This is a genomic window from Desulfosporosinus orientis DSM 765, assembly GCF_000235605.1.
GTDB classification, from domain to species: Bacteria; Bacillota; Desulfitobacteriia; order Desulfitobacteriales; family Desulfitobacteriaceae; genus Desulfosporosinus; species Desulfosporosinus orientis.
This window is the reverse complement of record NC_016584.1, coordinates 3,862,581-3,882,234: the sequence shown is the minus strand read 5'-3', so window position 1 is coordinate 3,882,234 and position 19,654 is coordinate 3,862,581. Positions and strand designations below refer to the sequence as shown.

At 48.3% G+C, this 19,654-nt stretch carries 19 protein-coding genes; 18 read left to right on the top strand and 1 reads right to left on the bottom strand.

Annotated features, from left to right (window positions below; translation table 11 throughout):
* From DESOR_RS18170 to DESOR_RS18110, 16 genes are all read left to right on the top strand, one after another.
* Window positions 1-759 carry a QueT transporter family protein gene (locus DESOR_RS18170; RefSeq protein WP_014186043.1) on the top strand — a complete coding sequence of 253 codons (759 nt, stop codon included), beginning with the start codon at window positions 1-3 and terminating at the stop codon, window positions 757-759.
* On the top strand, window positions 746-880 hold the full coding sequence (locus DESOR_RS30710) for a hypothetical protein (protein ID WP_282434383.1): 135 nt from the start codon (window positions 746-748) through the stop codon (window positions 878-880). Before DESOR_RS18170 ends, DESOR_RS30710 begins: the two co-directional genes overlap by 14 nt.
* Window positions 877-1,671: a LytR/AlgR family response regulator transcription factor gene (locus DESOR_RS18165; RefSeq protein WP_242832352.1), complete on the top strand. Its 795-nt coding sequence runs from the start codon at window positions 877-879 to the stop codon at window positions 1,669-1,671. The genes DESOR_RS30710 and DESOR_RS18165 overlap by 4 nt, the downstream gene beginning before the upstream one ends.
* Entirely contained in the window at window positions 1,668-3,650 is a 1,983-nt protein-coding gene (locus DESOR_RS18160; RefSeq protein WP_014186041.1) for a sensor histidine kinase, read from the top strand. The genes DESOR_RS18165 and DESOR_RS18160 overlap by 4 nt, the downstream gene beginning before the upstream one ends.
* 226 nt (window positions 3,651-3,876) lie before the next feature.
* The gene (locus DESOR_RS18155; RefSeq protein WP_242832351.1) at window positions 3,877-4,116 is read left to right on the top strand and encodes a hypothetical protein; all 240 of its coding nucleotides are present in this window, start codon (window positions 3,877-3,879) and stop codon (window positions 4,114-4,116) included.
* A gap of 36 nt (window positions 4,117-4,152) precedes the next feature.
* Window positions 4,153-4,584 (top strand): DUF3574 domain-containing protein, encoded by a 432-nt coding sequence (locus tag DESOR_RS18150; RefSeq protein ID WP_014186039.1) that lies wholly within the window; start codon window positions 4,153-4,155, stop codon window positions 4,582-4,584.
* 561 nt (window positions 4,585-5,145) lie between these two features.
* Complete coding sequence (locus tag DESOR_RS18145) at window positions 5,146-5,397, top strand: hypothetical protein (RefSeq protein ID WP_042331389.1); 252 nt, start codon at window positions 5,146-5,148, stop codon at window positions 5,395-5,397.
* A 16-nt stretch (window positions 5,398-5,413) separates the two neighbouring features.
* Complete coding sequence (locus tag DESOR_RS18140) at window positions 5,414-5,929, top strand: RNA polymerase sigma factor (protein ID WP_014186038.1); 516 nt, start codon at window positions 5,414-5,416, stop codon at window positions 5,927-5,929.
* Between the two features lie 134 nt (window positions 5,930-6,063).
* Window positions 6,064-6,396 carry an NHLP leader peptide family RiPP precursor gene (locus DESOR_RS18135; RefSeq protein WP_014186037.1) on the top strand — a complete coding sequence of 111 codons (333 nt, stop codon included), beginning with the start codon at window positions 6,064-6,066 and terminating at the stop codon, window positions 6,394-6,396.
* Window positions 6,365-6,511: a hypothetical protein gene (locus tag DESOR_RS28990; RefSeq protein WP_242832350.1), complete on the top strand. Its 147-nt coding sequence runs from the start codon at window positions 6,365-6,367 to the stop codon at window positions 6,509-6,511. Before DESOR_RS18135 ends, DESOR_RS28990 begins: the two co-directional genes overlap by 32 nt.
* Before the next feature lie 24 nt (window positions 6,512-6,535).
* Complete coding sequence (locus DESOR_RS18130) at window positions 6,536-6,868, top strand: NHLP leader peptide family RiPP precursor (protein WP_014186035.1); 333 nt, start codon at window positions 6,536-6,538, stop codon at window positions 6,866-6,868.
* A gap of 43 nt (window positions 6,869-6,911) precedes the next feature.
* Window positions 6,912-7,046, top strand: coding sequence for a hypothetical protein (locus DESOR_RS30705; RefSeq protein ID WP_282434382.1), 135 nt, complete (start codon window positions 6,912-6,914; stop codon window positions 7,044-7,046).
* Window positions 7,003-8,571: a SagB family peptide dehydrogenase gene (locus tag DESOR_RS18125; RefSeq protein WP_085929338.1), complete on the top strand. Its 1,569-nt coding sequence runs from the start codon at window positions 7,003-7,005 to the stop codon at window positions 8,569-8,571. The genes DESOR_RS30705 and DESOR_RS18125 overlap by 44 nt, the downstream gene beginning before the upstream one ends.
* Window positions 8,572-8,647: 76 nt before the next feature.
* Complete coding sequence (locus DESOR_RS18120; protein WP_014186033.1) at window positions 8,648-10,891, top strand: TOMM precursor leader peptide-binding protein; 2,244 nt, start codon at window positions 8,648-8,650, stop codon at window positions 10,889-10,891.
* Window positions 10,892-11,027: 136 nt separating this feature from the next.
* Entirely contained in the window at window positions 11,028-11,357 is a 330-nt protein-coding gene (locus DESOR_RS18115) for an NHLP leader peptide family RiPP precursor (RefSeq protein WP_014186032.1), read from the top strand.
* Between the two features lie 268 nt (window positions 11,358-11,625).
* Entirely contained in the window at window positions 11,626-13,653 is a 2,028-nt protein-coding gene (locus DESOR_RS18110; RefSeq protein ID WP_014186031.1) for a 5'-nucleotidase C-terminal domain-containing protein, read from the top strand.
* Window positions 13,654-13,725: 72 nt separating this feature from the next.
* Here the strand turns inward: DESOR_RS18110 and DESOR_RS29460 are convergent, their stop codons facing one another.
* Window positions 13,726-13,863: a hypothetical protein gene (locus tag DESOR_RS29460; protein WP_158309049.1), complete on the bottom strand. Its 138-nt coding sequence runs from the start codon at window positions 13,861-13,863 to the stop codon at window positions 13,726-13,728.
* Window positions 13,864-14,091: 228 nt separating this feature from the next.
* On the opposite strand from DESOR_RS29460, the gene DESOR_RS18105 reads away from it, so the two are divergent.
* Window positions 14,092-14,331, top strand: a complete 240-nt coding sequence (locus DESOR_RS18105; protein WP_242832349.1) for a hypothetical protein — start codon at window positions 14,092-14,094, stop codon at window positions 14,329-14,331.
* 246 nt (window positions 14,332-14,577) lie between these two features.
* On the top strand, window positions 14,578-19,209 hold the full coding sequence (locus DESOR_RS18100) for a cell wall-binding repeat-containing protein (protein WP_014186029.1): 4,632 nt from the start codon (window positions 14,578-14,580) through the stop codon (window positions 19,207-19,209).
* The last annotated feature ends 445 nt before the right edge of the window (window positions 19,210-19,654 follow it).

The window sequence follows — 19,654 nt, the reverse complement described above, 5'->3', positions numbered from 1 at the left end:
ATGAAGGAGATCTTTTCACCTTTTAAGTCCAAAGAGAAATTACTGCAAATCGTTATATGTGCCTTAATATTTATCGGGATGGCTGTACCCTTTAAGGTTATGGTACTTATCAAAGGCCTTACCGAGGTACGCCCTGTCAATGCAGTACCGATTGTAGCAGGACTCTTGCTTGGACCTGCCGGAGCATGGGGCTGTGCTCTGGGCAACCTGATTGCCGATGGTTTCGGAACCTTTTCCCAAGCTTCTGCGCTTGGCTTCATTGGTAATTTCATAGCTGCTTATCTGCCTTATAAGCTTTGGCATATCACAAAGAAGAGGGAAACTCCTAATGTAAAAAGCTCTAAAAATATTGTCAAATTCATTTTAATTGCTGCTCTGGCCGCCCTTGCTACCGCCATAATCATTGCCTGTGGTTTGGATGTACTGTTTGGTATGTGGATTCCGTCTGTTTTTTGGATTATTTTCTTTAACGATTTAGGGTTTTCAATTCTTATTGGTTTGCCGGTTTTTATTGTTCTTACCTCTGAGGAAAGCACTCTGAAAATTACGTTACCGGAAAGATGCCCTAAAAAAGGGATGGGAAAGTCAGATTTCCCTATAGAATACTTGTTGCTGTCGGCAGTTGTACTGAGTGAATTAGTTTTGCTTTGGATGATCAGTTTAGGAATGAAGATGTCTGCCTTTCCTTTAATGGCTGCTGTGGGTGGAATTTCCATGTTATCTCTGTTAATTTTATTGATTAGGAGTGATGGATGTTAATACCTTGGCAACTGACGGAGAATATGGTAATTTATGTGAAGTTATGCACGAGAATAAACGCCGCAGCAAATTTGAAATGCCGGCAGTTTCCATCAGGATTGCCAAAGAACAACGGAAATGAAAAACAGCAGCTTTAAAAAGTACTGGGGAATGGAATTTTTTACTTTGCAGGGAGGTGGTTTTATGCCGATTAAAATTGCCATTTGCGATGACACAGTGGAGGATATCGAGTTGTTGTCAAGTGCTCTTTATACATACGACCCTTCTTTTGAGATTATCACCTATACAAACGGAGAAACGCTGATCGATGAATTCCGAGATTCCAGCCTCTTCGCCGACATCCTTTTTTTGGATATCTATATGCCGGGAATCAACGGCGTAAAGACGGCGCAGAGACTACGCGTCGAGAGAAAGGATCTCAAAATCATTTTCATTTCGTCGAGCAAAGAGCATTATCCGCAGGCGTATGAGGTATTCGCCTTCAATTATCTTCTGAAGCCATTCGACAGGGAACGATTGTATCGTGTGCTGGATCGCGCCATCGATGAGATCTGCAGGGAACGCAGCCATAAAATCCGCTTCAGCTACAAATCGACCGTGTACAGCGTGGACTGCCGCGATATCCTCTATATAGAAAGCCGCGACAAACTCATCTTGTTTCATCTGGCAGACGGAAGCACCTTGCAGTGCTACGGAAAACTGGACGGGATTGCCAAAGAGTTGCCTGAGCAGTCCTTCATCCGTTGCCACCAGAGCTTTATCGTCAATACTTTCTACGTCACGGAATTGGGGGAAAATCACTTCCGTGTCGGACAGGTTGTGATCGGTATTTCCAAAAAGCATTTGAAACATGCCAAAGATCAATATTACGCATCCTTATTTTCTCATATGGGCAGAGGACAATGGGGATGAAGGAATCAAAGCATACGAAAGCCTATCTGATCTCGGGGCTGATCTTCGCGATCCTATTTAGCCATCTGCCGGTTATATATACCCTGTTTTACCATAACCTGACCGGCGCTCCGACAGCGGCAGGCGGAAGCATCAATCTAACGCGGCTTTCCCCTGTCCGGACAATCATTCTGGACGGAAAGTGGGAATTTTATTGGAACCGCCTGATTGTCTCCGAACCGCAGCAGGATGTCAAGTCGGATTTTCTTATCAGGGTGCCGGATTATTGGTCGAGGTACAAAATTGACGGAAACCGGCTGCCCGCGGGCGGGTTCGCAAGCTATCGGCTTACGCTGCAAGGGATTGACTATCCCCGTCCCCTCACTGTCTACCTGCCGGATTTCGGCGGCGCGTACCGCGTCTTCATCGATGGCGTATTAGCTGCGGAAAGCGGTATGGTATCAAAGGATACGCCGAAAATCTTTACGGTTCCCCAGGCGAAACTCTACCCGGTGACGCTATCCGCGGGAGAGGCGCACCAGGTGGTGATCGAGGCAGCGAGCACTCGGTTTTCCGGATTGTATATGGCCCCTGTTTTAAAGGATTACGACCGAGCCGTACAAGAAGTCAGCGCTCGAGACACTATCCGGTTTATTCTGTTCGGGACCGTGCTGTTTTCCTTTTTTGCTCTGATCATTTTATACACGCTGTCTTTACGAAAGGGAATACGCTCCGCGTGGCTTCCGGCGATGATCTTTTTCGTGCTCTTGCGCATCATGCTGACCACGGAGTTTTACAGCGTCTGGCAGAGGGGTGTATTTTTTAATCTCTCCTATGAAGCCACCAACGAGCTGATGTTTTTTGCCACCTTCGTGCTTAAATTCCTTTTGATTTTTCTGGTCCAGGAGCAATTCGGGATCGCTTTTTCCCGAAAGGAAAAATGGTTTTTTCTCCTTTATTATACCGCGATCTACCTCATGTATCTGTTCATCCCGCACGGGATATACAATCAGTATCTGACGATTCCGCTGCCCGTCTCCACCTTTGCTTTGGAGTTATATTCCTTTTTTAAGGTTTACTTCGGGCGGCACCAGCTGAAAAAGTTCGGTATGCTGATTTTCTGGGGCGTTATCCTGGCCATTTCCGGGTTGATCATTGACTGCTATTATATCAACGGCAATATTTATCTCAATCTGTCGCTGACCCTGCTGGTTTCGCTTTCGGCCTACCTGATGATCCTCAGCTTGGTTTACGCCTTGCGTACCGCGGACGTGTACAACGATTTGGCGGTATCTTCTTCCCGGCTGGCGCTGGCCAAGAGCCAGATTGCCATGCAAAAGGACTATTATGATACCCTAAGCGGGCAGATAAACGAGATCCGCGGGATCAAGCACGATCTCCGCCATTTTGTCGGCGTGATCAGGAGGCTGACTGAGGAGGGACGCTATGCTGAATTGGAACGTTTTTTGAGCGAATACGCAGAAAAAACCGAAACCGATCCGCTTCCGGTATTTTGCGAAAATATCGTGGCTAACTCCATTTTAGGATATTATTCTTTAAAGGCAAAGGAAGGCGGCATTCCGTTTCACTGTGCCTGCAGCATCCCAAGACAACTTTCGATAAGCGACAGCGACCTTTGTGTCGTTTTGGGCAACGCCTTGGAAAACGCAATCGAGGCGTGCGGGAATCTGGACAATCCGGATGCGCGGTTCCTATCGGCGGAGGCGCGAACCATCAACGACCAACTGCTTTTGAAAATCGAAAATTCCTATAACGGTTGCCTGAACATCCAAGACGGGGGCTATCTTTCAACCAAAAACGGAGAATTCCACGGAATAGGCCTGCAGAATATCAAAAAGGTTGTGGAAGTCTGCGGGGGATTCGTTAAAACAGAACACAGCGGGAAGGTTTTCACCCTGATGGCCGCGTTTCCCAATCCATGCGGTGCAGAGGAAGGTCAGGCCGGCAATCAGCCGGATTCCTCCATTCGTTCATCATAATCCATGGATTCTCCACCCTGCAAAATGCTTTGCAGGGTATTTTTATATACCAATTTCGGCGAAAAAGGGGGTCAATTTCGCCATTTCCATTTTGCCGGCAATTTTTCAAGTATAATGAAAAAGGGTGATCGGCATGCTTTACCGGCTTTATCCGCAAACAAACCAGACTCGGATTTTCACGGAAAGAAACAGTCAAAGCAAAATCCCGTTTTGTCCCGTCAAAAAAATGAGAGAGCTGTATCCGGGCGGGAACTTTGTCATTATTGGAGAAATCGGGAACTTTGCAGAGGTGTTTGGCGGTCAGGATGTACTTATGACAAGCGCAGGCAAAGCGGTCCCCATATTCCCGAGAGGGAGCCTGATTAAACCGTTGGAGTGGATTGCTGGGTATGTCGCGGTGGGGGAAAACACCTATGTTGCGGCGGTAAGGAGTATAATCCCCACTTTCCTCCGCCGCTGGAAGTGAAGGTTGTGACGTCTGATTACTGGAGAAGGTGTTGAGATGAACAAACGAACTATAGCCGGGGTTGTCGTTAGCATTCTTATGCTGCTTATGTGCGCAGGCTGTTCAGCTCCAGCTTCTGACCGAGGTGGTCTGGCCGCCAATACTGAGGTCAAATACACCCTGTATGTCGGCTTGAATGACAAGGATACATATACCCAGATCATCGACAGCCTGGAAGCGGAAAAGAAGGCCTCTGCCATATGTATCAAATATGTTGACGGTTATACCCTAACCCACGGTGAGGGGGCGTATAAGGATGAAAAAGGTGTGATTACCAAAGAAAACAGCCTTATCTACACCTTCTTTAATGTTACCGATGCGCAGATGAAAAGTATCATGAATGAGATGTTGAAGGAGCTCAACCAGAACTCCATACTGATAGAAAAACAAAAGGTAAACTATGATTTTTATGATGGAGAAAAGCTATGACACGGGCCGAGTCTAATAATGTACTATTTTCTATTACGCTTTGCAGGGCATCTTCCTACATATTTATAAAGAATATATCCGTTACCCTCTCATCTTTTGCATATCTTACGCTGACTACGCTTGGCCAGCGCAATACTTTTCGTTATTTTTTTCTCCAAGTTACCGCAAGGGTGCCCTGCTGGCCCATACAATCAGCCTTACCGTTCTATTTACTATGATCTGCAATGGCTTATCAATGTCTCAAAACGTGCTGATGGCGGTTGCCGGGGCAGTGTTGGTGCTATCAGCGCTTGTGGTCATGGGTTAAAAGGGAGTTGTCAAAAGTTCTGCAGTAAACCAACGCACGCACATCAGGCAGTTCACAGAACGGCCTGATGTACTGCCTTAAGAGACATAAAAAAATCAGTTTTTGGATGAATTGATTGGCAGATGTTTTAACATTCAAATCTATGAGATCCTGGGAAAACTTGGCCTGAAGAAACGGTTAATATTGTAGAGAAAGAAAGGATGAAGATCGTATGTTATTGCCAGATTTGAAATTTGTTTCAATGGTGATTATTTATGGTTAACAACCCCAGGTATGACTTTTCACAGGAATCTACTATCAAGGAAAAGTTGCTGAAAAAGTTAAAAAAGGAATACCGGAAAGCCAGGATAGAAAAAGCGGATGCCCTTGACGATGATGATCTGGAGATGGTGGCGGCGGCCCAAGCCTCCAGGAATGCACCGGAAGCAATTTGCCCGTATCACTGCCTCTGCCAGGATTGCCCGGGGTATAAAGGTGTCTGTCAGAAAAATCTGGTCAAGGGTTGAGGGGCGGTGATGTTTGGTGTATGACTTCAACCACGAATCAGAGTTGGAACGGATGTATGAGGACTATTTTTCTAAAATATATAACTATATATTTTGCCGCCTGCTGCACAAGGAACAGACCGAGGAAATAGTCGGTGAAATATTTCTCAAAGTCATTTCGCATCTGAATAGTTATGAATCGGGCAAAGCATCTTTTAATACTTGGATTTTTACCATAGCTCGCAATGTCCTGATCGATTTTTACCGCAAAAACAGGACGGTAACCAGTATAGACGACGAAGCCTTTCCTGAGCAGGCCCTAACCGTAGACTTTGACGAACAGTGCCGGCTTATTGAAAATGATGACTGGCGGGAGCTTTACAAAGCCCTAAGTTCATTGAATGAGCGGCAGAGGGATGTAATAGCGCTCAAATACTACGAGAGCTTCAACAACCGGGAGATCGCCAGGATAACGGGAATCAACGAAAGCACGGTGTCCACTCTTTGTGTGCGGGCCATAAAAAAAATGAGGGCTTTAATAAATGTTTCCTGAGCTACATTTAAAGTTCATCCGTATTAATGTATGTAATCCCAATAGAACCCAATAAAAAATAATGCTGAAATACGTGTTTCATTTCAAACAGACACGTCTTCAAATAAATAAAACGTTTTGGAGGGAAACAAATAATGAGTGAAGAAAAATTACCCAGCTGGCAAGAGTTCCAGAATGAACTGGTTGTCAGAGCCCTGAAGGATGAGAGCTTCCGTAAAGAACTGCTCGCCGATCCCAAAGCCGTGGTGGAAAAAGAAATGGGCAAACTGAAAGAGGGCTCCAAATTGCCTGAAGCCCTGGAAGTCAAGGTGATTGAGCAGCCCGCCAATGCGCTCTACCTTGTCTTGCCCACAATTTCAGATGAACTTTCCGATGAAGCATTGGAAAATGTGGCCGGAGGCCAAGGGAATGAAGTGTATGATTTCTGTTGTCTGTATGCATGCGAAAGAGGCTGTTGTTGGGATTGAGCAGCCCGCCAATGCGCTCTACCTTGTCCTGCCCACAATGCTTGATGAACTTTCCGATGAAGCATTGGAAAATGTGGCCGATGGGGACTCTCGTTTTACTATTAATTGTTGTTAATAAAATTTTTTGGAGGAAAAACAAATGAGTGAAGAAAACACCCCAAAACTGCCCAGCTGGCAAGAGTTCCAGAATGAACTAGTAGTCAGAGCCCTGAAGGACGAGAGCTTCCGTAAAGAACTGCTCGCCGATCCCAAAGCCGTGGTGGAAAAAGAAATGGGCAAACTGAAAGAGGGCTCCAAATTGCCTGAAGCCCTGGAAGTCAAGGTAATTGAGCAGCCCGCCAATGCGCTCTACCTTGTCTTGCCTACAATGTCAGATGAACTTTCAGATGAAGTATTGGAAAATGTGGCCGGAGGCGAATTGAATATACTGTGTTGTAATTCCTGTGGCCTGTTTGGATGTGGACCGTGTTAGGTTAGTAATGTAGTTAGAATGGAGTTGTGAAGAAGGCTCCAGGTTGCCGGCCGCCCTGGAAGACAAGGTAATTGAGCAGCCTGCCAACGCGATTTACCTTGTCTTGCCGACACTGCCCGAAGAGAAACTTTCCGATGAGGCATTGGATAAAGTGGCAGGTGGAGGGGGATCTGCCTAAAAAGCCGGATGCCATTGTGTTAATCCTTCATAGGTTAAGTAATCATAGATGCCGTAGTTGCTGTAAGCATAAAAAAACAACAATCCGAAAGAGGTATCCCGCTATGCCTAAGATCGTAATTGGTTTAAAAGAAGGGATTAGTATTGAAGAGACCCCGGGAGGCGGGGTAGAACTAAAATCCGCTTACATAGCCCAGACGCTGTCAAAGACAACTCCCGGCACGGTCAAGGCCCTGCTGATGCTGGCCGCCGGCGGGTCAACCCAGGAGGAACTGGAGGATATGGCCCGGGCAGAAGACTGGTTTTTGTCTAATCTACCCCAGTACATAGAACAGTTAGCCCGCCTGGGGTTCCTCACCTGGTCGGTGCTCGAAGACGGGCAAAGTCTGGCTAGGCTGGTAGTTATCGGTCAAGGGTTTAATTTTCATCTTTCAGAAATTGGCTCTGACCAGCGATTTGTGCTATCTCGCTTTGCTTACAGTCGTTGCCTGAACCAGAAAACTGTCCTTGAGACCCCTCTTCAGCCTGTGCGGCTGGAACTTGATGGCTGGTTGGGTATGGCCCTTTGGGGCCTGTTGTCCCGCCCGGCCACTTATCCGGAACTTTGTGCTGCCATTCCCGGAGCGGACTCCGCGATCGTCAAACTGTTGCTGCAGTTGTTTGCTGCGGCCGGGATGATTCAACCGGCGGACGAGGCAGAGGGCGGAATCCCGGAGGACCGGGACGTAGTGTTGAGACTGTGGGAGTTTCATGACCTCTTATTTCACACCCGAACCCGGGATGGCCGACAGGATCAACCGCTGGGAGCGACGTTCCGCTTCTGGCCGGGGATTGAACCTCTGCCTGCTTGCAAGCCCTCGATGCAGGGAGAACTCATCGAATTGGCCAAGCCAAATCTGGAACATCTCATAGAAGAAGACTATCCCTTCACCTTGGTGCTGGAAGAACGCCATTCCATTCGGGACTACGCCCCGGAAGCGATCACCCTCCAGCAAATCGGTGAGTTTTTATACCGCGCTGCCCGGGTCAAAGGTATCCGGCCAGCTGATCCCGAAAGGGGTGCCATGTACGAGGCCAGCGCCCGACCCTATCCCGGTGGGGGCGCCTGCCACGAACTAGAGATCTATCTGACCGTAGGGGAATGCCGCGGACTGGACCGGGGCTTATACCACTATGACCCCCTTGGGCACAGCCTAACGAAACTTTGCAGCGAAAACCGCTGCACCGGATTAATTCTCAAACAAGCAGAGGGCAGCGCGGCTAAGCAGTGCCAAGCGCAGGTAGTCATTAACCTGACCGCCCGCTTCCCGCGCCTGTCCTGGAAGTATAACTCCATCGCCTACGCTCTGATGTTAAAAGACGTGGGTGCGTTGTACCAGACCATGTACCTGGTAGCTACGGCCATGGACCTAGCTCCCTGCGCCTTGGGTGCCGGTCATGCTGACTGGCTGTGCCAAGCGGCAGGACTTAATTACCTGGCAGAATCGCCGGTGGGAGAATTTCTGCTGGGAAGTAAACGAATTTAAAGTAATATGTTTTTGGGCAAGTTTAGCCCCTAAACAAACGAAGTTTCTAGCTGAAATAACAAGGAGTGGCATAACGATGTTCTGGATAAGACCGAGATTTAAGCATCATTTCCGGGTGGACGTGGTGGCTGAGGAAAAGGTCGTCTTTCTGTTATCTGACCAACAGCATTTCGTGCTCAAAGGCAAGACCTATGCGGCCTTGGCCCCTCTGTTAAACGGTAAAAACAGCCTTGATGAAATCGTGGCAGCACTTGAAGGAGAAGTAGCCGTATCCTCAGTCTGGCACGCCCTGGCGGAACTGGAGAAGAAGGGATACATCACGGAAGAGTCCGACTTTCTCAACCCTGATCAAACGTCCTTTTGGAGCGCACTGGGAGTCGATCCAGCCCTGGCCGGGCCGAAATTGGCTGAGGCCAAGGTAGAGGTCATCGTGCTGGGTGGGTTGTCACCGCTCCCCTTCATAAATCTCCTGGAATCGATGGGGTTGACTGTGGCTGCCCCTGCCGAGGGCAACCTGCGGGTGGTACTGACCGACGATTACCTGAACAAGGAATTGGCCGAGATTAATCGGGAAGCGCAAACGAAGGATATCCCTTGGTTAATTGTCAAGTCCACAGGTTTAGAGGCCATGGCAGGGCCAGTCTTTGTACCCGGCAAAACCGCCTGCTGGGAGTGCCTGAGTGCCCGGATGAAAGGGAATCTCAAGGTGAAGCAGGCGGTGGACAAGATGGAGGGCAGGCAAACCGTCATCCCTGCGGTTAGGGGATTCCTGCCCGCCGGTGAACAAGCGGCCCTTAGCTTGGCTGCTCTAGAGTTAGCTAAATGGATTGTGAAAAATGAAACTTCCGCCCTGGTAAGCAACCTAATGACGCTAGATCTCAGTAAGCCTGAAATCCAGTTCCATGCTGTCCAGCGCCTGCCCCAGTGCCCGTCTTGCGGGAATTCTGAGATAACTGAGGCCCGTCCTTTAGTAATGGAAAGCCGTGTCAAAACATTCGTGACGGACGGCGGACACCGGATACTCAAGCCACTGGAAACCTATCTACAATATGCCCACCTGATTGACCCCTTGACCGGTTTAGTTAGCCAAGTCATACGCATGCGACCGGAAGAGAGCCAGGTTCACCTCTACTTCGCCGGGGAAAACAGGGCCCTGTACCATGGACGCTATAACCTGAAAAAGTTAAAAGCCAGCCTGCGCTCGAGCAGTGCCGGCAAGGGTATGACCGACGCCCAGGCCAAAGCCAGTGCCTTGTGCGAGGCCTTGGAACGCATTTCGGGGGTGTTCAGGGGGGATGAGCCTGAGCGAAAGAAGATCAGTTACCGCCAACTTGGTGACGAAGCGGTTCATCTCGCTGCCTGTCAAAACTTCAGTCAACGCCAGTACGAGCAGCGCGAGGAGATTAACCGTCAGGAGATTAGCTTTTATCATGTACCCGAACCCTTTGACGAGGAAGCTGTGCTTGACTGGACCCCAGTCTGGTCGCTTACCCAGAAGCGCTTCCGCTACCTGCCCACGGAGTATTGCTATTATAATTATCCCGAGGCTCGGTTTGCCCTGGGCGACTCCAATGGCAATGCCTCGGGCAACACCCTGGAAGAAGCGGTGCTGCAGGGCTTTTTCGAATTGGTGGAACGCGACTGCGTGGCCCTCTGGTGGTATAACCGTCTGCCAAGGCCCGCGGTGGATCTTGAAAGCTTCAGCGAACCTTATTATGGGGAGCTGAGAGAGGAGTACAGACGGATGGGACGGAAGATGTGGGCAATTGACCTGACCTCTGATTTGGGTATTCCCACGTTTGCCGCAATCAGCTGCCGGGCCGATGGGACGGAAAGCCAGGTCATGTTCGGTTTTGGCACGCATCTGGATCCGAAAATTGCTTTGTCCCGAGCGGTAACGGAAATGAACCAGTCCCTTTCCATCCTTGACGTCGTTAATCGTGGTCAGGCACCCTTGGAGGACACGACGACCCTAAAATGGCTGAAAGAAGCCACCCTGGCCAACCAGCCGTATCTGGCTTCTGATCCTACAGTGCCCGCTAAACAACTAGCAGATTACCATCAGCCTTTCCACCAGGATATTCTGGAGGACATTGAATACTGTCGGGGAATCATTGAAGAACTAGGCATGGAGATGCTGGTGCTGGATCAGACACGTCCGGATATTGGCATGCCGGTAGTCAAAGTAATTGTGCCGGGGCTCAGGCACTTCTGGGCGCGGTTTGCCCCGGGGCGCCTGTACGAAGTGCCGGTTAAGTTGGGCTGGCTGGAAAGGGAGAACACGGAAGACGAACTGAATCCGATCCCAATGTTTTGGTAAGGACGGTTACGTATGATGTAATAAAATCAGGACTCAAACGTAAATGTAACGTATTTTAAAAAAGAAATATAATGATGAAATACGTGTTTGTAAAACAACCACGTTTTTAATATTAATAATAGGGAGGAAAGAAGAAATGACAGATCAAAAGGAAAACAACCAAAAGTTGCCAACATGGCAAGAGTTCCAGAATGAGTTAATCGTTAGGGCATTGAAGGACGAGAGTTTTCGTAAAGAACTGCTCGCAGACCCTAAGGCTATGGTGGAAAAGGAAATGGCTAGACTGAAGGAAGGGGCAAAACTGCCCGCGTCTTTGGAAATCAAGGTGATTGAACAACCCGCGAACGCGCTCTACCTAGTATTACCTACTATGTCCGATGAACTTTCCGATGAAGCTCTGGACGCAGTGGCGGGAGGGGAAATGGCATGCGACTTTTGCTTACCGTGTTTTGGATGTAGATTATAAACTTACCGTGTTTTACACCATGCGTTAGAATTTGAGGGCTACTAATAAGGGGCTATTCTGTTTTTTGGAAAAAGAAAAGGACAAGCCGGGAAACGATGCCGGCTTGTCTTCGTACCAAAAACGAGCGTTAGTACAAGTGGAATACATATCAAGGTAGGGAAGCAATGCCAGTCAGTCCGCTGGGGCTAACGATTTAGCATAATCCTAAAATTCACATGTATACCCCGATATGATTGGAGAGAGAAACAAGGGGAGGGAAATAAGTAAGTTGGAAAGTAAATGGACAAAAAGCCTCAAAAGAAAAGCAGCAGTCATCTTAATGTTAGCTGCTATGGTCTTGAACATGTTAGCCAGCATGCCCCAAAATGCACTTGCTGCAACGCCTAAGACCTTTGATTTTCTTGAAATAACAGATTTGCACGGGACTCTCAACCCAGTTGGCAGTACCCAACCAGTTGCCGCCACTTTGGCTAAACAAATAAAGGATATCAAGGCGGCTAACCCGAATAGTGTCATTCTGTCCGGCGGCGACATGTTTCAAGGTTCCGCTCTGTCCAATATTTTAAAAGGCCAGCCAGTCATAGAGATGATGAAGAACATCGGCTTCGATGCCGTGGCTTTAGGCAATCACGAATATGACTGGGGTATCAACACAGTTATTGACCCGCAGAACGCTGATATTAAAGGGACATCTATTCCTGTACTGGCGGCTAATGTCTATGATAAAACCACCGAAAAACCGGTAAACTATACTAAACCGGATGTTATGTTGGACAAAGATGGAGTTAAAATTGGTGTGATCGGTGTTGTTGACAATAAGGAATTTTCTGCTGCGATTTTGCCAGCACTGATCAAGGATGTAGATTTTAAAGATCCGGTTCCGATCATTAACCAACTGGCCAAAGATTTGAAGAGCCAAGGAGCCCAGATTGTTGTCGTTTTGGCCCATATGGGGGCATCTGCCGACCAAAGCGGGGCCGTAAGTGGTAACCTGATAGATATGGCCCAACAACTATCTGGAGTAGATGCGATCTTTGGCGGACATACCCATACGATGCTAACAACCAAGGTTAAGGGCATTCCGGTTGGAGTCGCCAATGCTTACGGCAAAGGGTATATCCATTTAAAGGTCACCCTGAATGCGGACGGGACAGTCAGTACTGGGGATATGAACTATCAGGACGATGTTCCCCTGTATAAAGCTCAAACTCCATCAGTTGATCCCGACGTTCAAGCTATCGTTGCTAAGGCAACCCAAGAGGTTGGTCCTACTTTAAATGAAGTCCTCGGCACAGCTGCCGTTGAACTGACAAGAACCCAAAGTACTACGCCGTATGGTGATTCTATCATAGGCAACTGGACTAGTCAGGCCACGAAAGATGCTGTGCAAGCAGACTTTGCTTTTACCAACAATGGCGCGCTGAGGTGTGATCTTCCTAAGGGAGACATCAAAGTTGGTGATATGTGGGCACTTATGCCCTTTGACGATACGATTTACACCATGAAAATGACAGGTGCTCAAATTAAAGCAGTGCTCGAGGATGGGGTTCAAGACGGTGGCAAGGGCATTCAAGTTGCGGGACTGTCATTCACCTATGATCCGGCCAAGCCGACCATGAACCGCGTTACTTCGCTGAAGAAGTCGGATGGAACCCCGATTGAACTGACACAAACCTATACAGTAGCCACGAACGATTTTATGGGTACCGGCGGCGATAGGTTTACAGGGTTTAATGATCCGGCGATTGTTGACAAAAAAGATACCGGGGTACTGCTGCGGGATGTCTTTATTGAGGCGGCAAAAGCTCAAAAAACCATGACTGGAGAGATCGACAACCGCATTCTAGCCACTACAGTAAAAGTGACGGGTTTGCCAACTTCCGACCTGCAGGCTGTGCCAAGTGAATCGAACTCTAAACTTCAAGTTACTGCTTCCTGGCTGAATCTTAGAACAGGTCCAGGCCTTGATTGCGCTGTCGCCCGTTCGATCCCGCGTGGCACAGTGGTCAATTTGCTTGGTGTTTCCGGTGCTTGGGACAGGATTACCTATAATGGAAATACGTACTATGTTTATGCGAAATATGTTCAACCGGCAACTGAGACTGCTGTCCTAAAATCTGTTAAAGTCATAGCTCGAATAGGTCTTAACGTCCGCGATGGAGCTAGCTTATCCAGCAATATCCTGGGAGCGCTGCCGTATGGCTCAGTTGTCGAGGTGTTAGGAGTTTCTGGCGACTGGTACAAGATTATCTACAATGGAAGTTATAGCTATGTTTATGCTAAATATGCCAAGTGAAATTATAAGGCGGAAGTGACATTACTGGACATCAAGCAACCCCGTTGTAGCAGCAGCAATAAATGGGACTGTTTATGCACCATATGCCGATTTAACCGTTGATGGAAGATCAACAAAAGTAAACATAAGGGTAAAAGAAACAGCAACAACCTTAGCGGGAAGGGATAATGAAATAACAGTAACTGCAGTACAATGACCTTTGATTTTCATAATTCATAGACCCAATACCCTGCAAAATGCTTTGCAGGGTATTGTTATATACCAATTTCGGCGAAAAAGGGGGTCAATTTCGCCATTTCCATCCTGCTGGCAATTTTTCAAGTATAATGAAAAAGGGTGATCGGCATGCTTTACCGGCTTTATCCGCAAACAAACCAGACTCGGATTTTCAAGGAAAGAAACAGTCAAAGCAAAATTCCGTTTTGTCCCGTCAAAAAAATGAGGGAGCTGTATCCGGGCGGGGACTTTGTTATTATTGGAGAAATCGGGAACTTTGCAGAGGTGTTTGGCGGTCAGGATGTACTTATGACAAGCGCAGGCAAAGCAGTCCCCATATTCCCGAGAGGGAGTCTGATTAAACCGTTGGAGTGGATTGCTGGGTATGTCGCGGTGGGGGAAAACACCTATGTCGCTGCGGTAAGGAGCATAATTCCCACGTTCCTCCGCCGCTGGAAGTGAGGGTTGTGACGTCACAGAAACATAGCAACTCAAAAAATAACAATGAAGCCAAGGGGTGGGGTTTAAATGCATTCGCCGCCAAGCAAGGAAAGAGCGAAATAGAAGTCCAAGACATGTGTTGGATGGCAACATCGCAGCTGGGCATCAGCCCTATTAGCATGGGAGCAAGATAAGGAGTTTTTGTTAATTACAGGCAATCAAGCTATGTATGCTTTTCAATGAAAATTTAAAAACGGAGGCGTGAATGTGAAGAACAAATATGCAGCCTTAGCCATGGTGGCATTATATTTTTTAATGGTTTTGCCGTGTTATACCACCAACGCTATGGCGAATACGAATCCATATACCTATGATATATCCCAAGGGAATATCACCATATCTGCCGGTACAAATTCCGGCACTATCAAAGTTTGTTACGGCAGCGGGCAGACTGAGGATAATATTTCAATCACCCAGTCAATCACCATAACAGACAGCAGCCCAAGTAACGAAACCGCAAATTATGTGACGGTAGACCAGAATCTTGGCACCTTAAATATCACCCTGGAAAACGTCAATATCTACAGTAATATCTGTCCATTATTCATAGGGTCTGGTACGATGGTAAACTTGACTCTTAGTGGCACAAATATCTTGAAAGCCGGCAAATACTGCGCGGGACTTGGCGTGCCTTCTGGCGCGACCCTCGACATAACTGCTTACAGCACCGGTTCCCTTACGGCCACAGGCGGCATTGGCGGCGACAGCCGCGGCGGCATTAGCGGCGGCGGCAGTGGCATTGGCGGCGGCGGTACTGTGATTATCAACGGCGGCACGGTCACGGCAACAGGCGGCAGCACCGGCGACTTCTATGGCAGCGGCAGCGGCATTGGCGGCGGAGGCGGTAGCGACGGCAGCAGCGGCGGCAGCGGCGGCACTGTGACTATCAACGGCGGCACGGTCACGGCAACAGGCGGCCCCAGCGGCATTGGCTGCGGCGCAGGCAGCGGCATTGGCGGCGGAGGCGGCGGCGACAGGGGCTTAGGCGGCAGTGGAGGCACAGTGACAATCAACGGCGGCACGGTCACGGCAACAGGCTACGGCTACGGCAGCAGCGGCATTGGCAGCGGAGGCGGCGGCGGAGGCGGCGGCTCCTCCAGCGGCGGTACGTTGACCATTAACGGCGGGTCGGTAAACGCAAACTCCATCCAGCCCACAGTGCAAAGCAGCAGCGGTAGCCAAGAATATCTCGTGACTATATCGGGCCTACCCGGATCTGCCGGCGTGTCTTATACAGTTAACGGGGGGAGCTCCGTTAACTGTTCGACGGATGCAAGCGGCAACCTCTATCTGTGGCTGCCCCAGACGACGGGTTCCGCGACGGATGAAATTCAGACGACCGTTACATCCAGCGGTGCCATGTATCTGGCCACAGACCAGGTGAGTTCATCAAATCCCAATAATTTCACGTCTTATATTGTTCCAAGTATAACGGGCATCAGTCCCACGAGTGGACCAGAAGCAGGAGGGACAACAGTAACAATCAGCGGCTCAGGATTCACCGGAGCCACGGCAGTCCATTTTGGCAGTACGACAGGAAGCAGTATTACAGTTACCGATGATAATTCGCTCACAGTTACATCGCCGGGCGGAAGCGGAACGGTAGACGTGACCGTGACCGGACTTTACGGAACGAGCGCGGTAGTTCCAAGTGACCAATTTACGTACGTTGCACCGAACCAAGACCAAGCCGCTCCGACAGGACTGACCGGAATAGCCCCCACGACAGCAGCCAATAATGACGGCAAAATCACCGGAGTTAGTGACAGCATGGAATATCGGCTTGAGGGAGCAGCCGGCTTCACCTCAGTTGCAGCTTCAGCCACAGAAATCACCGGCTTGGCGGCAGGGATGTATCAAGTAAGGTATGAAGAAAGTACAGGGTTTAATGCGGGAGCTGCCGTTGACGTTGTGGTGCCGGCTTATATTGCTCAAACATTTCTCTCTTTGGGTGACTCCATTGCCTATGGAATGAGTGCCGCACCTGGGAGTGACTATGTACATCTTTTCAATAATCATCTTCTGACAGAGCCGGCTTATAGTCAGCTTACCTTGAATAATCTGGCCGTATCGGGAGATAAGAGCAGCGATTTGTTGCAACGATTACTAACGCCTCAATATAGCGCGGCTGTCGGAAATGCCAAGGTTATTACCATAAGCATCGGCGGAGATAATTTGCTTTCCCCAGTCATTGTTTCCGTATGTACAGCTTTTGGGGTCGACCCGGTCAATAATCCTAATTTAATGACTCAATTGGCAGCGGCTATGGCTGTAAATCCAAACAAAGATGCCATCTTGACCAGTTTGGCTAATTCGCCAACCTTAATCCAAGCCTTACAATCCGGGGTCAGTCAATTCAGCACAGATTTCCCTCAAATTATAACAGCGGTAAAAACTCTATCCCCGCAGGCTCAAATTTACGTCCTCAACCTCTATAATCCCTTTAACGAACAGGATCCGCTGTATTCAGTTTTTGATCCTCTCATCAGAGGGATCAATCAAGTGCTAAACAATAATGCAATGGCAGGCTATAAAGTCGCTGATGTCTATACTATGTTTAAAACAACTCCTGGTGCCGTTAATTTCAATCTGACCACGATACAGCTTGATCCACATCCTACAATGGCAGGGCATGCAGCAATTTACCAGGCCCTTCTTGATGCTGAGTCAGGACAGGTCCCAGCAAGCTATTACGCAGTCAGTATTGGTGCTTTGACAGGCGGCAGCATCACAGCCAGTCCAACAACGGCGACGTCTGGTTCAGCAATCAACCTGAATATAACATCAAATGCAGGGATGCAATTGCAAGCGGGGAGCTTGAAGTACAATGATGGAAGCGATCATATCATTACCGGCACCAGCTTTATCATGCCTGCGGCAAACGTCATCGTATCGGCGGTGTTTGAACCGATACCGGCAGGCAATTACACCGTCAGTATCGGCACCCTGTCAGGAGGTACGATTACAGCCAGTCCAACCAGCGCAACCTCCGGTTCCGCCATTACTCTGATCATAACCCCAAACACAGGGATGGAATTGCAAGCGGGAAGCTTGAAGTATAATGACGGAAGCGATCATATCATTACCGGAACCAGCTTCACCATGCCAGCTGCTAACGTTGTTGTATCGGCAGTGTTTGAGCCGATACCTCAAACTACCAGCGGAGGCGGTGGAGGAAGGTCCTCAGGCGGTGGAAGCTCATCAAGTGGAGGAACGACTGTTACCGGTAATGTATCATACAGTAACGGTACACAGGGTTCCAATTTGACAGCTACTGTAACTACAAATAGTAACGGAAATTATAACGTTTCCCTGAATGCAGCGCAAACGGTAACCTTACAACAACCTGACGGAACGATGAGTCCTTTAAGCGATCTTTCTAAAGTGATCTTTGTATCCTCATCGGGTTCGACTGTAACAGTGTCTGCAAATGGAACCATCAATCTGTCGAACTTAGCCAAAGGAACCGATAATCAATTTAAAATCACCTATGATTTAGGCAACGGACAAACGATTACGCTTGGAACCCTGGAAGTTACCGTTTCGAGCAGTGGGGCAGTAAGTTTAGACTGTACGTTAATCGATCCCTATGGAGTCATCATTGATGCAGCAACCGGCAAGCCAATTGCAGGAGCCAACGTCACCTTGTATTATGCCAATACGGATAGAAACAAGGCCAAGGGTATAACTCCGGATATAGTCGTATCGTTACCTGGCATTGACGGATTTAAGCCCAACAATAATCAAGATCCACAAACAAGTGATGCGAATGGGGCCTATGGCTTCATGGTCTTTCCAACTACCGATTACTATATCGTGGCCAGCAAAGACGGATATAACCAATATGCGAGCCCGATCATTTCCGTGGAACAAGAAATCGTTAAATGGGATTTCAAAATGAATCAAATCGCCACCGGAGTTACAAGACTTGCGGGTTTGAGCCGAGTCGATACAGCGCTGGCCATCGCCAAAGCAAGCTACTCAGGAACCCTTTCCAATGTCATCCTTGCCACGGCAGACAACTATCCGGATGCCTTAACCGGAAGTGTGCTGGCCTACAAGCTGAATGCACCTATTCTGCTGATTGGAAGTTCAGATGCGGACCAAGAAAAGGTCTTGGATTACCTGAAGTCCAATCTTGACCCAGCAGGTACCGTCTATATCCTAGGTGGCACAGCCGTCGTCAGCAGTGCTATGGAAAACAAAGTAATCTCGAGTGGGTTTGCGAAGATCACCCGATTAGGTGGAACTGATCGGTATGAAACGTCGGTCAAAATAGCCGATCAATTAATGGTCAAGAGTGGAACGCCGCTTGTGCTGGCCTATGGAGAAAACTATCCAGACGCTTTATCCATCAGCAGTATAGCAGCAGAAATGCAGTACCCCATCCTGTTAGTACAAAAAGACGGACTCAGCGATGCGGTCAAGCAAGAGATTGCCAAAATGAAGCCTTCGAAAGTCTATATTATCGGAGGAGAAGGTGTCATCAGTACAGCAGTCGCAAACCAAGTAGCGCAGATCACTTCACCAGACAAAACGAATATTGTGAGAATCGCTGGAGAAGACCGCTATGAAACTTCTCTGGCCGTTGCAAAATACTTCAATTTGTCCGGGCAAAGTGTCTGTGTAGCCACCGGTGACAACTTCCCAGATGCCCTGGCAGGAAGTGTCTATGCAGCCAATCACAATGCCCCGATCATTCTAGCAGACGGGAGTTTGTCGGATCAGGTTATGAATTATTTGCAAACCAAAAAACTAACCGGAGCGGCTCTCTTCGGAGGAGAAGTTGTAGTCGGTAAAGATATTGAACAGCAGCTTGGACAGCTGATGGGGAAATAGAAAAGGATAGACTATTAAAGACACCTCTGCAAGCACGTAAAAACCAACGCACGGGCCTGTCGCAAAACATTTATATATAAACGTAGGGCGGCAGGCCCTTTGTTCCCAGGACAAGACAGCACAGAGTTTGATTCCCAACTGGAATTAGCTGAGACGATGAGGAGCACGGATTATTCAAGCGAGAGCCAAATTAAAAAAAGTTTCTTACAACGATAGACTGCGAAAATTGTCCAAAGTGCGGGCACCCTCGATCAGTTCATAAGTAAATTATTTGGCAGCGACCAGGCAATTGAATTTAAAGACTCCTCATCGAGGTAAGAAGCAAATCAATGAAAGATGACGATTAACCTGCTAAAAGTGTAATGAAAACTTTGGTTCAGCGTAATAACTCATAGAAGTAATCGGAGAGTTAGCCTCAAAATCAGAGAACAAAAGGATAGGTGTA

Coding starts and splice junctions, on each gene's coding strand:
- DESOR_RS18170 (WP_014186043.1), top strand. CDS start 1: ATGAAGGAGATCTTTTCACCTTTTAAGTCCAAAGAGAAATTACTGCAA.
- DESOR_RS18165 (WP_242832352.1), top strand. CDS start 877: ATGAAAAACAGCAGCTTTAAAAAGTACTGGGGAATGGAATTTTTTACT.
- DESOR_RS18160 (WP_014186041.1), top strand. CDS start 1,668: ATGAAGGAATCAAAGCATACGAAAGCCTATCTGATCTCGGGGCTGATC.
- DESOR_RS18155 (WP_242832351.1), top strand. CDS start 3,877: ATGAGAGAGCTGTATCCGGGCGGGAACTTTGTCATTATTGGAGAAATC.
- DESOR_RS18150 (WP_014186039.1), top strand. CDS start 4,153: ATGAACAAACGAACTATAGCCGGGGTTGTCGTTAGCATTCTTATGCTG.
- DESOR_RS18145 (WP_042331389.1), top strand. CDS start 5,146: ATGGTTAACAACCCCAGGTATGACTTTTCACAGGAATCTACTATCAAG.
- DESOR_RS18135 (WP_014186037.1), top strand. CDS start 6,064: ATGAGTGAAGAAAAATTACCCAGCTGGCAAGAGTTCCAGAATGAACTG.
- DESOR_RS28990 (WP_242832350.1), top strand. CDS start 6,365: ATGCATGCGAAAGAGGCTGTTGTTGGGATTGAGCAGCCCGCCAATGCG.
- DESOR_RS18130 (WP_014186035.1), top strand. CDS start 6,536: ATGAGTGAAGAAAACACCCCAAAACTGCCCAGCTGGCAAGAGTTCCAG.
- DESOR_RS18125 (WP_085929338.1), top strand. CDS start 7,003: ATGAGGCATTGGATAAAGTGGCAGGTGGAGGGGGATCTGCCTAAAAAG.
- DESOR_RS18120 (WP_014186033.1), top strand. CDS start 8,648: ATGTTCTGGATAAGACCGAGATTTAAGCATCATTTCCGGGTGGACGTG.
- DESOR_RS18115 (WP_014186032.1), top strand. CDS start 11,028: ATGACAGATCAAAAGGAAAACAACCAAAAGTTGCCAACATGGCAAGAG.
- DESOR_RS29460 (WP_158309049.1), bottom strand. CDS start 13,863: ATGAAAATCAAAGGTCATTGTACTGCAGTTACTGTTATTTCATTATCC.
- DESOR_RS18105 (WP_242832349.1), top strand. CDS start 14,092: ATGAGGGAGCTGTATCCGGGCGGGGACTTTGTTATTATTGGAGAAATC.